Source organism: Agromyces sp. GXQ0307 (assembly GCF_044769845.1).
Taxonomy (GTDB): domain Bacteria; phylum Actinomycetota; class Actinomycetes; order Actinomycetales; family Microbacteriaceae; genus Agromyces.
Map to the genome: position 1 here is coordinate 328,574 of NZ_JBIZVY010000001.1, position 14,938 is coordinate 343,511.

Annotated in this window: 13 protein-coding genes; 6 read left to right on the forward strand and 7 right to left on the reverse strand. The window is 73.4% G+C overall.

From position 1 onward, the window contains the following. Window positions 1-63 precede the first annotated feature (63 nt). The 5 genes from hpf to mtrA all read right to left on the reverse strand — a co-directional run bounded on the left by hpf (window position 64) and on the right by mtrA (window position 5,727). Entirely contained in the window at window positions 64-774 is a 711-nt protein-coding gene (gene hpf / locus ACIQH8_RS01545) for a ribosome hibernation-promoting factor, HPF/YfiA family (protein WP_400993927.1), read from the reverse strand. 105 nt (window positions 775-879) lie between these two features. After that, window positions 880-1,566 (reverse strand): ComF family protein, encoded by a 687-nt coding sequence (locus tag ACIQH8_RS01550; RefSeq protein ID WP_400993929.1) that lies wholly within the window; start codon window positions 1,564-1,566, stop codon window positions 880-882. 101 nt (window positions 1,567-1,667) lie between these two features. Beyond that, entirely contained in the window at window positions 1,668-3,368 is a 1,701-nt protein-coding gene (locus ACIQH8_RS01555) for an LpqB family beta-propeller domain-containing protein (protein WP_400993931.1), read from the reverse strand. Next, a complete protein-coding gene (gene mtrB, locus ACIQH8_RS01560) occupies window positions 3,361-5,034 on the reverse strand; it encodes an MtrAB system histidine kinase MtrB (RefSeq protein WP_400993933.1) in 1,674 nt (557 codons plus the stop codon). Before mtrB ends, ACIQH8_RS01555 begins: the two co-directional genes overlap by 8 nt. A gap of 12 nt (window positions 5,035-5,046) precedes the next feature. Further along, the gene (mtrA, locus tag ACIQH8_RS01565) at window positions 5,047-5,727 is read right to left on the reverse strand and encodes an MtrAB system response regulator MtrA (RefSeq protein WP_400993935.1); all 681 of its coding nucleotides are present in this window, start codon (window positions 5,725-5,727) and stop codon (window positions 5,047-5,049) included. Window positions 5,728-6,047: 320 nt separating this feature from the next. On the opposite strand from mtrA, the gene ACIQH8_RS01570 reads away from it, so the two are divergent. From ACIQH8_RS01570 to ACIQH8_RS01590, 5 genes are read left to right on the forward strand one after another with little or no spacing between them, the layout of a single operon-like run. Beyond that, window positions 6,048-7,046, forward strand: a complete 999-nt coding sequence (locus ACIQH8_RS01570; RefSeq protein WP_400993938.1) for a hypothetical protein — start codon at window positions 6,048-6,050, stop codon at window positions 7,044-7,046. Continuing rightward, window positions 7,037-7,705, forward strand: coding sequence for a DUF4129 domain-containing protein (locus ACIQH8_RS01575; protein ID WP_400993940.1), 669 nt, complete (start codon window positions 7,037-7,039; stop codon window positions 7,703-7,705). The genes ACIQH8_RS01570 and ACIQH8_RS01575 overlap by 10 nt, the downstream gene beginning before the upstream one ends. Next, complete coding sequence (locus ACIQH8_RS01580; protein ID WP_400993942.1) at window positions 7,702-8,982, forward strand: DUF4350 domain-containing protein; 1,281 nt, start codon at window positions 7,702-7,704, stop codon at window positions 8,980-8,982. The genes ACIQH8_RS01575 and ACIQH8_RS01580 overlap by 4 nt, the downstream gene beginning before the upstream one ends. Then, complete coding sequence (locus ACIQH8_RS01585) at window positions 8,979-9,950, forward strand: AAA family ATPase (RefSeq protein WP_400993945.1); 972 nt, start codon at window positions 8,979-8,981, stop codon at window positions 9,948-9,950. Before ACIQH8_RS01580 ends, ACIQH8_RS01585 begins: the two co-directional genes overlap by 4 nt. A gap of 2 nt (window positions 9,951-9,952) precedes the next feature. After that, the gene (locus ACIQH8_RS01590; RefSeq protein ID WP_400993947.1) at window positions 9,953-11,287 is read left to right on the forward strand and encodes a DUF58 domain-containing protein; all 1,335 of its coding nucleotides are present in this window, start codon (window positions 9,953-9,955) and stop codon (window positions 11,285-11,287) included. Window positions 11,288-11,395: 108 nt separating this feature from the next. Here the strand turns inward: ACIQH8_RS01590 and ACIQH8_RS01595 are convergent, their stop codons facing one another. Further along, complete coding sequence (locus ACIQH8_RS01595) at window positions 11,396-12,391, reverse strand: stage II sporulation protein M (RefSeq protein WP_400993949.1); 996 nt, start codon at window positions 12,389-12,391, stop codon at window positions 11,396-11,398. 17 nt (window positions 12,392-12,408) lie between these two features. On the opposite strand from ACIQH8_RS01595, the gene ACIQH8_RS01600 reads away from it, so the two are divergent. Then, window positions 12,409-13,251: an RDD family protein gene (locus ACIQH8_RS01600; protein ID WP_400993951.1), complete on the forward strand. Its 843-nt coding sequence runs from the start codon at window positions 12,409-12,411 to the stop codon at window positions 13,249-13,251. A gap of 91 nt (window positions 13,252-13,342) precedes the next feature. Here ACIQH8_RS01600 and ahcY read toward each other — a convergent pair whose 3' ends face one another. Then, complete coding sequence (gene ahcY / locus ACIQH8_RS01605; RefSeq protein ID WP_400993953.1) at window positions 13,343-14,827, reverse strand: adenosylhomocysteinase; 1,485 nt, start codon at window positions 14,825-14,827, stop codon at window positions 13,343-13,345. Between the last annotated feature and the right edge of the window lie 111 nt (window positions 14,828-14,938).

Here is a 14,938-nt window from a genome sequence, read left to right on the forward strand (position 1 = left end):
GACGGCCCCGGCCGGACGCGTCAGGCGTCGACCGGGGCCGTCCGGACCGCAGCGGATGCCGGGTCAGGCGATCGTGCGCGCGAGCCCGAGCGCCTCGGCCGCCTCGGCCTGGTCGGCCTGGGCGTGTTCGTCGAGGCCGATCACGCCGTAGTCCCAGCCCTTCCGGCGGTACACGACGCTCGGCCGGTGGTTCTCAGAGTCGATGAAGAGGTAGAAGTCGTGGCCGACGAGCTCCATGTGGTACAGGGCGTCGTCGACGGTCATCGGTGTCGCCGCGAAGACCTTGCGGCGGATCACCACGGGCGAGTAGTCCTCGTCCTCCTCGGCCGCGGATTCCTCGCCCACGATCGGGATGTTGCCGGTGCGAACCTTCTCGAGGATCTCGACGTCCGCGGCCTGCACGCCCATGTCGGCGAAGCCCGCGTCGGTGGCCTCTCGGAGCGAGGTCGGGCGGCGACTGCCGCCTCGGTGCACCTTGCGGCGGTCCTTCGCACGGCGGATGCGTTCGAGGAGCCGCCCGAGTGCGACGTCGAGCGCCGCGTACTTGTCGGCCCCATCGGCCTCGGCACGGACCACCGGGCCCTTGCCGACGAGGGTGAGCTCGACCCGGTCCAGCCCGGAGTTGTTCCCGTTCTTCTCGTTGTGACGGCTGACCTTGATGTCGAGCGAGATTGCTCGTTCGGACAAGCTGGAGACCTTCTCGGCCTTCTCGGCCGCGTAGGCGCGGAATCGATCGGTGACTTCCAGGTTTCGTCCGACGATGTTCAGTTCCATGTCAACCTCCATCCACCGGCGTGTCACCCGGTTCTGAAGGGGTGGTTCGACCACGCCTGTCCTGACACCGTAGCCCCCGAGGTGGCGGTTGTCACGGGTCGATGTTCACGCGTCCGCACGCACTCGGGTGATTCGCAGGCGGGTCCGGGCGAGCACCGCGATCGCCTCCACCCGTCCCCCGGCCTCGCGGATCGCACGCTCCGCGTCGGCGAGGGTCGAACCGGTCGTCAGGATGTCGTCGACGAGGACGAATCGTCGGCCGGTGAGGGGCCGGCGGGCCGCGAAGGAACCGCGCGAGTTCACGCGGCGCGCCTCGCGCCCCAACGCCGCCTGGTCGGCGCGTGCACCGGCGCGCAGCACGTCCACCGGTGCGAAGCCTGCCTCGCGGACGAGCATCCGCACCGGATCGTATCCGCGAGCGCGCCCGGCCGCGGCGGTCGACGGCACCACCGCGACCTCACGCGGCGTCGCGTCGAGTTCGCCGACGGCGGCCGCGAGGGAATGGCGGAGCGCGGCGCCGAGCGGGCGCACGGCATCGGTCCTCCCCTCCTCCTTGAAGGCTCGGATGACGCGTGCCGCCGTCCCCCCGTACTCGAGGGCCGCCCACGCGGCGGTGCCCGAACCCGACTCGGCACGGAAGGGCCGCGGCGCGAGGGCGGCGCGGCATCCGTCGCAGAGCCCGCGGTCGGGTTCGCCGCAGCCGGCGCACGCGACGGGGAGGAGGAGCGCGAGCGCGTCGAGGAGGGCTGCCGGAGGACGCCACGGCGCGCGTCGCGTGAGGGAGGGTGCCATCCCGGCAGGCTCTCGCAGGTTGCGGAGGCGCGGGTGCTCGGGGGCGTCGTCGGGCGGCCCAGCGCACGCGCAGCGGACGTGGAGGACGGGTCCGCGGGCGGTCAGCCGGTCTGCTGCGTCGCCAGGAAGCGCAGGTCTCGCGCCTGCACCTGCCATCCGACGCCCGCACCGGTCGCGAGGTCCCCGTCCGCGGTGAGGATCCGGAGGTCGCGCAGGCTGTTCGCGCCGTCGATCTCGATGCCCGACGAAGGTCCGTCGCGCGATTCGGCCGGCGTCCCGAGCTCCTGCAGGGTCAGGCGGGTCTCCGACTCGGAGGTCTGCGTCAGGGTCCCGAGCGTGCGGGAGTCGAGCCAGGCGACATCGAGGGGGGTTCCGCCGGAGACGCTGAGCTCGAGGGTGACCGCGCCGAGCTCGATCGGCACGCCGTCCTCGGTCCGCACCACCGACGCCGCGACGAGCCGCGTACGCGAGCCGTCGACGAGTAGTGCCGCCATGCGCGTGCCGTCGCGCGAGAGCTGGAGCGAGACGATGCGGTCCGCGTTCCACGGCACGCCGATCTGGCCGCTCGTGCCGTCGCCCGCGAACCACGCGAGCTCGTCCGGTGCATCGCGCGGCACCGACCACACGGTCCCGTCCACGTCGAGCGCCGGGGTGATGAGCCCGGCACGAGGGTCGAGGAGGACGGTGTCGGCACCCGAGCGCACGAGGTGCACCCCGTCGTCCGCGAGCACGGCGGCCGAGGTCGCGCCCGATCCGAGCGCCGCACCCGACGGACCCAGCGACACCACCGGCTCGGAGACGCCCTCGATCGAGGCGACCTGGTCGCCCGCCGACGAGAGGTAGCCGAAGCTCTCGCCGTCGTAGACGGCCGGACGCGCGTCGACCCGGAGCGTCCGCTCAGGCAGGTCGGAGGTCTCCGGAGCGCTGAGCGCCACCCCGTTCAGCGTGAGGGCCACGTCGTCGACGTTCCGCACTCCGGACAGGCTCTGCTCGAGCTGGTAGCGCATGAGCTGGATGGTCCGGAGGTTGTCGAACGCCGCACCGGCGAGGTCGACCTCCGCCGTCCCGGCGGTCACCGGCACCGTGGACTGCCCGAGTTCGACGTCCTCCGGGAAGGCGGATGCCACCCCGGGCGCGAGCCATTCGACGGGACCCTCGAGCAGCGCCCGTACGATGCTCGTCTGCAACGAGTCGCGGCCGGCGAACCATCGGACGTCCGGAACGACGTACCGGAACTGCGGATCGAAGAACGCGAGGCTGTAGTCGCGGTACACGAGTCCGAAGCTCGACTCGTCGATGAGCACTCCCGGCGGAGCGAGGGAGATCCGCCACTGCTCGTCGACCCGCTCGAACCGATACTCGAGCTGCACGGGCTCGGTCGACCCGGCGGCGATGTACTGGCCGTTCTCGGCGAGGCTCGCCTGGGGGACGACCCGCATCCGGATGAGGTCGTCGCCGAGCTGGGTGAAGGACCGGTCGGCGAGCACGTCGATCGACACCGCGGCATCCGAGTCCCACTCATCGGCGAACGTCGGCGTCAGGAACTGGCGGGCGATCTCGTAGTTGCCGTTCGGGCTCGCGGCGGCGTCGATGAACCCCTCGAGGATCTGCTGCTGGGACGCACCCTCACGCGGCCCGCGCGGGAGGATGTCGACGTCGACGGGCTGCTCGGTCGCCTCCGGGTCGCCCTGGTGCACCGCGCCGCTCGTGGGGATCGACGCGCAGCCGGCGAGCACCGCGACGACCGCCCCCGCGGCGATGGCGAGGCGCACGAGGCGCGAACGGAGTGCACGGCTACGCATCGCTGGCCTCCTGGATGGACGTCTGGTCGACGACGTGCCTCGCACCGTCGTCGGGGCCCGTCGCGTCCGGGTCCCGCGGTTCGAGCGGGAGCGGGGGCACCACGGCCTCCGCTTCGTCGTGGACCCGCGGAAGGACGAGGCGGAAGACGGTGCCGCGCTCCTCGCGCGACCAGACGTCGAGCGTGCCACCGTGCGCGACCGCGTCTTCGAGCGAGATCGCGAGGCCGAGGCCGGTGCCGCCGATCGTGCGGCGACGACTCGGGTCGGCCCGCCAGAAGCGGTCGAACACACGCTCGGCCGCCTCCTCGGACATGCCGAGCCCGAAATCGCGCACCGAGAGCGCGACCGCCGTCGCGTTCGAATCGACCGCGATCACGATGGGGCGGCCTTCGCCGTGCTCGATCGCGTTGCCGATCAGGTTGCGCACGATGCGACGGATGCGCCGAGGGTCGACCTCCGCGTTCAGGTGCCCACCGGGCGCCTCGAGCCTGAGCTCGCTACCTCGCTCGAGCGCGAGCGAGTGCATCGACTCGATGGATTCGGCGGCGAGATTGACGAGGTTCGTCGGCTCCGTCTCGAGCTCGACGGATCCGGCGTCGTACCGGCTGATCTCGAGCAGGTCTGCGAGCAGGGTCTCGAACCGTTCCGTCTGCGTCTTCAGGAGTTCCGCCGTCCGGGCGGTCGCGGGCGGGAAGTCCTCGCGCTGGGCGTAGAGCACCTCGCCGGCGAGCCGGATGGTGGTGAGCGGGGTGCGCAGTTCGTGGGAGACATCGCTGACGAACCGCTGCTGCATGACCGACAGCTCCGCGAGGTCGCGGATGCGAGCCTGGAGCGTATCGGCCATGCCGTTGAACGACTCGGCGAGCGCCGCGAGTTCGTCCTCGCCCTTCGCGGGCAGGCGGACGCCGAGGTCGCCTGCGGCGAGTCGTCGGCTCGTCGCCGAGACCGCCTGGATCGGCTCGATCACCCAGCGGACCACGACGAGGGTGATCGCGCTGAGGAGGGCGATGAGCGCGATCGCGCCGATGGCTCCCGTGAGCTGCATGAACGCCAGCGTCTGCGCGGCATCCGCGAGGTCGTAGCCGATGTAGAGCTCGTAGCGCCCCGCGCCGCCGGGGATGACGAGGTCGGTGCCGACGACGACACCCGGGATCGACTCGCCGTCCTCGCCGTCGAGTTCGACGGACTGCCAGTACTGGGTCTCGGGGTTCTCCTGCACTCGCTCGCGCAGTTCCGGGGAGATCTTCCCGCCGAGGTCGGGACTCAGGAAGTCGGACGGCGCGACCGCCACCGGCGTCGTGGCCGGCGCCCGGAAGAGGGCGATGTCGGAACTCCCGGAGACGCCGATGACCGTCTCGATCGCGTCGTACGTGACGGCCTGCACGCTCGCCCGGTCGGTCGCGTCCGACGCGTCGAGGATGCCCTGCGCGGCCGCGGCGGCCGTCGACGAAGAACCGAGTGCATCCTCGACCTGGGCCTGGAAGAGGTTCGACGCGACCGTGAACGAGATCGTGAAGCCGATGACGAGGATCGCGAGGCTCGAGAGCCCGAGGGTGATGAGGACGGTGCGGAACTGCAGCGATCGTCGCCACAGGGTCCCGAAGCGGCGCATCCGGTCGCGGAACCATCCGACGGCGCGCTGCGCCGGAGTCGCCGCGGTGGACATGGTGCGCCCGCCTCAGGTGGTGGCGCCGGCGCGATAGCCCACGCCACGCACGGTCATCACGATCCGCGGGTTGTCGGGGTCGTGCTCGACCTTGGCGCGGAGACGCTGCACGTGCACGTTCACGAGACGCGTGTCGGCCTTGTAGTGGTAGCCCCACACCTGCTCGAGCAGCATCTCGCGCGTGAAGACCTGCTGCGGCTTCGAGGCGAGCGTGAGCAGCAGGTCGAACTCGAGCGGCGTGAGGTTGATGCGCTCGTCGCCGCGCCGGACCTCGTGCCCCGCTGCGTCGATGACGAGGTCGCCGACCGAGATCGTGTCGGCGACGGCCTCGGGCGCCGGCCGGAGCCGGGTCCGGATGCGGGCGACGAGTTCCTTCGGATTGAAGGGCTTGACCATGTAGTCGTCGGCGCCGGACTCGAGACCCTTGACGACGTCGGCCGTATCGCTCTTCGCGGTCAGCATGATGATCGGCGTGCCGCTCTCGGCGCGGATGCGTCCGCACACCTCGATGCCGTCCATGCCCGGCAGCATGAGGTCGAGGAGGACGAGGTCGGGCCTGGCCTCGCGGAACGCCGCGACCGCGCCGGCGCCGTCGGCGCAGAACACCGGGTCGAACCCCTCCGTGCGCAGCACGATCCCGATCATCTCGGCGAGGGCCGTGTCGTCGTCGACGACGAGTACGCGAGGCGTCATGCGTTCGTTCTCCGTGGGTTCCGGCGCGCGGGCCGGGCGGCGGTCCAGTGGCACCAGCGTAGCCGTTCGCGTGGACGGGTCGGCCGCGAGCCCCGTGTGGCAGCATTGTGGGATCGCCCGGAAGGAGCGCGACGCACGTGTCGGATCAGCAGTGGCATCCCCCCGCTCCCCCGGCGAGCCCCGCAGACGGCCCCCCTCCGCTGCCGCCTGGCTCGGCGCCGCCGCCCACGGCTCCGAGCGCGCCGTCGCCGACCGTCTCCGGTCAGCCCGCGGGCGGGTGGACGCCGCCGCCGCGGCCCGGGCTGCTCCCCCTGCGACCGATGGGCTTCGGCACCCTCCTGTGGGCGCCGTTCCGGACCCTCCGACGCAATCCCGCCCCCGTGTTCGGCACGGGCCTCGTCGTCCAGCTCGCCTCGGCGATCGCGACGGCGGCCGTGTTCGTCCCGTTCCTGGTGCTCGCGATCGGGCGCATCGAGTCCGCGAGCACCGAGGACCTCGACGCGATCATGGCCGGGACGATCGGATGGCTCATCCTCCTGACGCTCGTGCCGGTCGCCGTCGGCGTGGTCGCCGGGGCGTTCCTGCAGGGCGTCATGGTGGTCGAGGTCGCGAGCGGCACGCTCGGCGAGCGGCTGGGGTTCGGCGCCCTGTGGCGTCGCGCGGCCAGGCGCATCGGCCCGCTGATCGGCTGGACGCTGCTCGTGAGCGTCGTCGTGCTCGGGGTCTTCACCCTGCTCGCGGCGATCGTCGTCATGACGGCTCTGAACGCGCCCGACCCCGTCGCGATCATCGGCGTCGTGCTGGTCGTCGTGCTCCTGCTCCTCGGCCTCGCTGTCCTCGGCGCGTGGCTCGGGACGAAGCTCGCCCTGGTTCCGAGCGTCATCGTGCTGGAGCGGGCGGGGATCGCGCAGTCGGTACGACGCTCCTGGGCGCTCACGACGGGGTACTTCTGGCGCACGTTCGGGCTCATCCTGCTCGTCGGCCTCATCGTGTCGACGGTCGCGCAGACCGTCGTGCAGGTACCCGTGCTCGGCGGCACGATCGTCGCGGTCATCCTCGATCCCACCGGCGGCGCGACCTACGAGGCGGTGACGATCGGCTCGACCCTCGTCGGCACCGTGCTCTCCATCCTCGTGGGCGCGATCGTGGCGGTCGTGCAGGCCGCCCTCATCGCCGTCATCTACATCGACCTCAGGATGCGCTCCGAAGGGCTCGACCTCGAGCTCGAACGGCATGTGGAGGCCCGTGAAGCGGGGCTGCCGGTGACGGACCCGTTCGAACCGGTCCCGACGGGCGGGCCGGCCCCGACGTGGGCCTGACCGCTCTCGCGCGGCTCGCGCCGCCGCTCGATCCCGACGCGCCGGAGGCGCGCCGATGGCTCGTCGAGGAGCTCGCGAAGCCCGAGTACCGGGCGGCCGAGCCGACGCTGTTCGATCTCGCGGCACAGGCGGTGCGCGACTGGATCGCGAGCCTGTTCGGCGGGGCGACGGGTCTGCCGGTCCCGGCGCTCGCACTCATCGCGGTGCTCGTCGTGGTCGGTCTGGTGGGCCTCGGCCTGCTCGTCTTCGGTCTTCCGCGCCTGCGACGACGCTCGTCCGGCTCGGTTCCGCTCTTCGACGACGGCGACCTCCGGGACACCGCCACGCTCCGGCGCGCGGCCGATCGCGCCGCGGCGTCCGGCGACTGGGCGCTCGCGATCGAGGAACGCTTCCGCGCGCTCGTGCGCGGTCTCGTCGAGCGCGAACTCGTCCGCGTGCATCCCGGCACCACGGCCCACGGCATGGCGCGCGCGGCATCCGAGCCCTTCCCAGCGCACGTCGCCGCGCTCGAGCGGGCGGCCGGCGCGTTCGACGGCGTGCGCTACCTCGGTCGCGCCGGCGATGCCCGGACCCACGCCGAGGTCGCCGCGCTCGTCGCCGAACTCGAGACGGCACGGCCGGCCGCCGCGACCGGCGCGGTCGTCGGGGCCGACGCGTGAGCGCCGTCCACGAGGACCGCCGGGTCCCCGCGACGCCCGACTCCGGTCCCGGTCCCGCCGGCGCGGCTCGGGCGGTCTCGCCGGGCGTGCGGGCGTCGCTGCGACGCGGACGCACGTGGATCGTCGTGGCCGTGGCGCTCCTCGCCGGCGCACTCGTCCTCGTCGCGCTGCAGGGCGCGGTCCGCGCCCCCGGCGCACCCCTCGCGGCCGACAACGCCGCCCCGGTCGGCGCTCAGGCGCTGGCCCGCGTGCTCGCCGACCGCGGCGTCGAGGTGACGCAGGTGCGCAGCCTCGACTCGGCCCTCGACGCCGCCCGCGCCGGCGCGACGGTCTTCCTGCACGACGACCTCGGCGTCCTCGACCGCGATCGCGTCGCGGAGCTCGCCACCGCGGCCGAGGCCATCGTGGTCGCACGACCCGACTTCGCGGCGCTCGAGGTGCTCGCCCCCGGCGTGCGGCTCGCAGGCGCCGCGGACGGCGCGCCCGGCGCGGCGGCCTGCGAACTGCCCGCGGCGGATCGCGCCGGAGCGCTCTCCGACGGGCAGCGGCTGCTGACGATCGACGACCACGCCGCGGAATCCGGCTTCACCGGGTGCTTCGCGTCCGGCGACGGGTTCGCCGTGGTGGCCGGGTCGACGCCCGACGGCGCCGACGTGGTCCTCGTCGGCTCGACGACCCCGTTCGCCAACGAGACGATCGACGAGGCCGGCAACGCGGCGCTCGCCGTCGGGCTGCTCGGCGCGCGCGACGAACTGGTCTGGTACCTCCCGGGTCCGGGCGACGCGGATGCCGCCGACGCGCCGACGCTCGCCGAGCTCACGCCGGGATGGGTGAGCCCCGTCCTCGTGCTGCTCGTCGTCATCACGATCGCCGCCGGCGTCTGGCGCGGCCGACGGTTCGGTCCGCTCGTCGTGGAGGATCTCCCGGTGCACGTCCCCGCATCCGAGACGGGCGAGGGCCGGGCACGCCTGTACGCACGGGGCGCTGCACGCCTCCGGTCGATCGACCAGCTCCGCATCGGCACGATCCGGCGACTGTCCGCCGTGCTGAGACTGCCGCGGTCGGCCGAGGTCGACGCGGTCGTGGCCGCCGCGGCGAGTGCGACCGGGCGGCCCGCGGCATCCGTTCGCGCACTGCTCGTCGACGCCGTGCCGCGCGACGATCGCGAGCTCGTCCGGCTCGCGCGCGAACTCGACGGACTCGAACGCGCTGTGCACGGTGCGATCGCACCCGATGCGTCCCTCGACGCCAGCGACCCGACAGGAAGGCGAACATGACCGACCCCATCCCCGACGACGCGCAACTGCGCGGCGCGCTCGACCGCGTCCGCACCGAGGTGGGCAAGGCGGTCGTCGGCCAGGACGGCGCCGTGACCGGACTCATCATCGCCCTCCTCGCAGACGGACACGTGCTCCTCGAGGGGGTGCCCGGCGTCGCGAAGACCCTGCTCGTGCGCACGCTCAGCCGCACGCTCCGCCTCGAGACGCGGCGGGTGCAGTTCACCCCCGACCTCATGCCCGGCGACGTGACGGGCTCGCTCGCGTACGACCCGCGGTCGGGCGAGTTCGCCTTCCGCGAGGGCCCCGTGTTCACGAACCTGCTGCTCGCCGACGAGATCAACCGGACGCCGCCGAAGACGCAGTCCGCACTGCTCGAGGCCATGGAGGAGCGCCAGGTCTCGGTCGACGGGGTGACCCGGCCGCTGCCCGCCCCGTTCCTCGTGGCTGCGACGCAGAACCCCATCGAGTACGAGGGCACGTACGCACTGCCGGAGGCGCAGCTCGACCGGTTCCTCCTGAAGCTCGTCCTCGAGATCCCCGAACGCGACGCGGAGGTCGCGATGCTCCGCCGGCACGCCGACGGCTTCGATCCCCACGACCTGGCCGCCGCAGGCGTCGAACCGGTCCTCGGCGCGGCGGAGCTGCTCGCCGCGCGCGCCGCCGCACGCGGCATCGGCGTGGCCGACGACGTCCTCGCCTACGTCGTCGACCTCGCCCGCGCCACACGCCGCAGCCCGTCCATGCGGCTCGGGGTCAGCCCCCGCGCGGTCGCGGGCCTCCTCGCCGCGGCGAAGGCCTGGGCGTGGCTGAACGGCGTCGAGCGGGTCACGCCCGATCACGTCCAGGCCATGCTGCTGCCGGCATGGCGCCACCGCGTGCAGCTCCGACCCGAGGCCGAGCTCGAGGGAGTCTCGGTCGACCAGGTGCTGCGGTCGATCGTGCAGCAGGTCCAGGTTCCGCTCTGACGATGGCCCTCACCGGACGCTTCAGCCTGCTCCTCGCCCTCGGCGTGGTGCCCGTCGTGCTGCTCGGGGCCGATGCGGGCGCGGCGTGGGCGACCCTGGCGGGGTGGCTGGCGTTCGTGCTGGCGCTCGGCGCAGCGGATCTCGCCCTCGCGGCGTCCCCTCGACGCGTCGCGATCGACCGCGACCTGCCGCCCCGGCTGCGCCTCGGCGAGACCGTGCGGTCCGAGCTGGTCGTGCGCAACCTCGGGCGCCGGATGCTGCGTGCCGAGGTGCGCGACGGATGGCCGCCGTCCGCCGGCGTGCACGGTCGGAACCGTGCGCGGGCCGACGTCCCCGCCGGCGAGGGCCGGCGGGTGACGCAGGCCCTCACGCCCACCCGTCGCGGCGACCGCGTCACCGCGGCGGTCACGGTCCGTTCGCACGGACCACTCGGCCTGTGGGCGCGGCAGGCCACGCTGGCGGCCCCGGGCCGGCTCAGGGTCCTCCCGCCGTTCCACTCGCGGGCGCACCTGCCGTCGCGGCTCACCCGGCTGCGGGAGCTCGACGGACGCACGCCCATCCTCGTCCGCGGCCAGGGCACCGAGTTCGACTCGCTCCGCGAGTACGTGCGCGGCGACGACGTGCGCTCGATCGACTGGCGCGCCACGGCCCGCCGCTCCGACCCGGAGTCGCCCGGATCGGCGAAGCTCATGGTCCGCACCTGGCGGCCCGAGCGGGATCGGCGCATCGTCATCGTCGTCGACATCTCCCGGACGGCCGCCGCGCGGATCGGCGACGAGCCGCGCCTCGACACCGCCTACGAGGCGGCGCTGCTCCTGGCCGCACTCGCCTCGCATGCGGGTGACCGCGTCGACCTGCTGCTCTGGGACCGCCGCCTGCGGGGTCGCGTGCACGGCGCGAGCGGCGCCGACCTCCTGGCCCGGATGGTCGACACGATGGCCACCGTCGACGCCGAGCTCATCGAGGCCGACTGGGCGGGCGTGCCGGCGCAGGTGCGCGGCGTCACGAGCCGCCGCGCGCTCGTCGTGCTGCTCACCGCCGCCGACTCCCCCGGCAGCGCCCGCGGACTCCTCGCGGTGCTGCCGCAGCTCACCGGGCGGCACCGCGTGGTCGTGGCCTCCGTCGCCGACCCGACGCTCGAGGCCGCCGTGTGGCGGCGCGACGAGCTCGCCGACGTCTACCTCGCCGCGGCCGCGGAGCGCACCCGGCTCGACGCCGACCGCATCGCCGCGGCGATCGGCCGCCTCGGCGCGACGACCGTGGCCGCCGGCCCGGCCGATCTCCCGCCGGCGCTCGCCGATCGGTACCTCGAGCTCAAGGCGGCCGGGCAGCTCTGAGCGGCTGCCGCGCGTGCGGGGCGCGCCGGGTTGGCGGGGGCCAGGGGCGCCGCGCGCGTCCGCGCGCCGCGCGAGCGGAGCGCGCCGGGGTGGCGCCGCGCCCGTCGCTCAGCCCGCGGTCGCCCGCCGCGCGCCGGCGTCGAACTCGCCGAGGTCGCCCGTCTCGCCCGCGCGCGCCGCGCGCCGACCGAGGACGAGCATCGTGAACAGCAGCAGCCCGAGCGCGAGCGCGCCGATGCCGATCTTCACGGGCCACGGCCAGGGTGCGGGCGTGACGAAGCCCTCGATCACGCCCGCGACGAAGAGGAAGAACACGAGCCCGATCGCGACGGAGAAGAGCGCACGGGCGTCTTCCGCGACGGCCGCGCCCCGCGTGCGGGGGCCCGGCGCGACCCAGGCCCAGAAGATCCTGAGGCCCGCCGCGGCCGCCACGAACACGCAGGTCAGTTCGAGCAGCCCGTGCGGGGCGATGTAGAGGAAGAACGTGTCGGCCTCGTCGTAGGCGAACATGATCGCCGCCGTCAGGCCGAGGTTCTGCGCGTTCTGCAGGATCACCCACGGCACCCAGATGCCGGTGATGCCGAAGGCCACGCACTGCGCGGCGATCCACGCGTTGTTCGTCCAGACGGACCCCGCGAAGGACGCCGCCGGGTTCTCGGAGTAGTAGGCGACGAAGCCCTCCTCCGCGATCTGCCGCAGCTCCTCCTCGCTGCCGAGGTTCGCGAGCACGCGCGGGTCGGCGAGCACCCACGTCGCGTAGAGCGCCGCCACGACGAAGGTCGCGAGCGCGGTCGCGAGCGTCAGCCAGCGCACGCGGTACAGCGCCGCGGGCAGCCCCACGAGCGCGAAGTGCGAGACCTGCCGCAGCGGGTTCTCGGCGACGCCCGTGAACCGGAGCCGGGCGCGGGCGAGCGTCAGCGAAAGCCGTTCCCCCAGCGCCGTCGACCCGGCGGTCGCCTGGACGAGCGAGAGGTCGGCGGCGGCGGACTGGTACCGCTCGATGAGTTCGTCGGCCTCGGCGCCCGTCGGTCGGGACCTGCGCGAGAGCGCGTCGAGTCGCTCCCAGTCGTCGTGTCGGGCGGTCGCGAGGGCGTCGAGGTCCATCTGCTTGAATACTAGCCATGCCCGCCGATGCCGCCCCCGCGCGGACCGCGAACGTCATCGACGACGAGGCCGTGCTCACGGGCGAGGCGGTCGCCCTCGACCTCCGGCCGGCAAGCGCCGTCATGCGCGCCGGCGGGGCCGCGATCGACGTGATCCTCACGATCGTCGCGGGCCTCCTCGTCCTCCTCGCGATCTCGGGCCTCGAGCTCGACGAGGCGGCGTTCCGCGCGGTCGGCATCGCGCTGCTGGTCTCGCTGCTCGTCGTCCTCCCGACGGCCGTGGAGACGGCATCGCGCGGTCGCTCGCTCGGCAAGCTGGCGATCGGCATCCGCGTCGTCCGCGACGACGGCGGGTCGATCGGCTTCCGGCACGCGCTCATCCGGGCGCTCACGGGCGTGCTCGAGATCTGGCTCACGTTCGGCGGCCTCGCGGTCCTCGTCGGCTTCCTGAACCCCGACTCGAAGCGCCTCGGCGACATCCTCGCCGGCACGCACGGCCAGGTCGAGCGCGTGCGGCCCTACGTGCCCGCCGCGTTCGGCGTGCCCGCGGCGCTCGCCGGCTGGGCGGAGGTCGCCGACGTCGGTCGGATGCCGGATCCGCTCGCCCGACGCGTCGCCGCGTTCCTCCGCAATGCGCCCCATCTCGCGCCGGCCAGTCGCGCGCGCGTGGCGTCCTCGCTCGCGGCGGAGGTGGCACCGTACGTCTCTCCGGTCCCGCAGGTCGAGTCCGAGCTGCTCCTCACCGGCGTCGCCGCGCTTCGTCGCCAGCGCGATCTCGCGGCGCTCGCCCTCGTCGATGCGCGGATGCGCACGCTCGCCCCGGTCCTCGAGTCACGGCCGAACGGCTTCCCCGAGCGTTGATCCCGGGTCGCACGCCCTGCTCGGGCGTGCACGGGCCCGCTCGGCCCATGGTCGGGGCGGCGGATGGCGCGCCGCGCCATCCGCCCCGCGATCAGTACCGGTAGTGGTCGACCTTGTACGGTCCCTCGACGGGCACGCCGATGTAGGCCGCCTGCTCGGGCGTGAGGACCGTGAGCTCGACGCCGAGCGCGTCGAGGTGCAGTCGCGCGACCTTCTCGTCGAGGTGCTTCGGCAGCACGTAGACGCCGATCGGGTAGGCGTCGGGCCGCGTCCAGAGCTCGATCTGCGCGAGCACCTGGTTGGCGAACGAGTTCGACATCACGAACGACGGGTGACCGGTCGCGTTGCCGAGGTTCATCAGGCGGCCCTCCGACAGCACGAGGATGCTGCGCCCGGTCGGCAGGCGCCACTCGTGCACCTGCGGCTTGATCTCGACCTTCTCGGCGCCCTCGAGCGACTCGAGCGCGGCCATGTCGATCTCGTTGTCGAAGTGGCCGACGTTCGCGACGACCGCGAGGTGCTTCAGGCCGAGCAGGTGCTCGAGGCGCACGACGTCCTTGTTGCCGGTGCCCGTGACGAGGATGTCGACCTGATCGACCACCGACTCGAGCCGCGCGACCTGGTAGCCGTCCATCGCCGCCTGCAGTGCGTTGATCGGGTCGATCTCGGAGACGATGACGCGCGCGCCCTGCCCCCGGAGCGCCTCGGCGGCACCCTTGCCGACGTCGCCGTAGCCGGCGACGAAGGCGACCTTGCCGCCCATGAGCACGTCGGTCGCTCGGTTCAGGCCGTCGGGCAGCGAGTGGCGGATGCCGTACTTGTTGTCGAACTTCGACTTCGTGACCGAGTCGTTCACGTTGATCGCCGGGAAGAGCAGCTCGCCCGCGGCGTGCAGCTCGTAGAGGCGGTGCACGCCGGTCGTGGTCTCCTCGGTCACGCCCCGCAGCTCCGCGGCGATCCGCGTCCAGCGGTCGGGGCTCGCCTGGATGGAGCGGCGGAGCGTGTCGAGCACGACGCGGTACTCGGCGCTCGCGTCATCCGCCGTCGCCGGCACCGACCCGGCCGCCTCGAACTCGCGCCCGCGGTGCACGAGCAGGGTGGCGTCGCCGCCGTCGTCGAGGATCATGTTCGGGCCGATCCAGTCGGCCCCGGCGGCGGCGGCCTCGGCCGACCAGTCGAAGATGCGGTCGGTGCACCACCAGTACTCCTCGAGCGTCTCGCCCTTCCAGGCGAAGACCGGCACGCCGGCGGGCTCGTCGACCGTGCCGTCGGGGCCGACGACGACCGCCGCGGCCGCCTCGTCCTGCGTGGAGAAGATGTTGCAGCTCGCCCAGCGCACCTCGGCGCCGAGCGCCGTGAGCGTCTCGATGAGGACCGCGGTCTGCACGGTCATGTGGAGGCTCCCCGCGATGCGGGCGCCGGCGAGCGGCTTCGACTCGCCGTACTCCGCGCGGAGCGCCATGAGGCCCGGCATCTCGTTCTCCGCGAGGCGGAGCTGGTGCCGGCCCGCCTCGGCGAGCGAGAGGTCGGCGACCTTGAAGGCCAGGGCGGATGTCGCGGACGTGACGAGAGTCATGGCGTCCATTCTCGCAGCCGCGTGGGCCCGTGGCATCCGTCGGCCTCGGGAGCGATCAGTCCGGCGGATATCCGATCGGGCACACCGGGTCCTGAGGGAATCCGCGGGCGC